This is a genomic window from Cobetia sp. SIMBA_158 (assembly GCF_046566945.1).
Lineage (GTDB): Bacteria > Pseudomonadota > Gammaproteobacteria > Pseudomonadales > Halomonadaceae > Cobetia > Cobetia amphilecti.
This window is the reverse complement of the sequence record NZ_JAWJYL010000392.1, coordinates 1-271: the sequence shown is the minus strand read 5'-3', so window position 1 is coordinate 271 and position 271 is coordinate 1. Positions and strand designations below refer to the sequence as shown.

General features: G+C 40.2%; 1 pseudogene. It reads right to left on the bottom strand.

Annotated elements, in window-relative coordinates:
- Positions 1-17 precede the first annotated feature (17 nt).
- A pseudogene (locus R2R70_RS20420) lies at positions 18-271 on the bottom strand (argininosuccinate synthase); the annotation flags it as partial.

Below are 271 nucleotides of genomic sequence, written 5' to 3'. Positions count from 1 at the left end.
ATAAGTAGCCTAAAAAATTACTTAGATAAATCGCGACCACGGCTAGCTTCGATAGCTAAACGTAGACCATTTAGACGGATAAAGCCTTCTGCGTCTTTTTGATCATAAGCGCCCGCATCATCTTCGAAAGTGGCGATTTTTTCATCAAATAATGAATCGTCAGATTTACGACCAACAACGCTCACGCTACCTTTATACAGTTTTACACGTACAGTACCGTTGACGTATTCTTGTGATTTGTCAATCAATGCTTGTAGCATCATACGCTCAG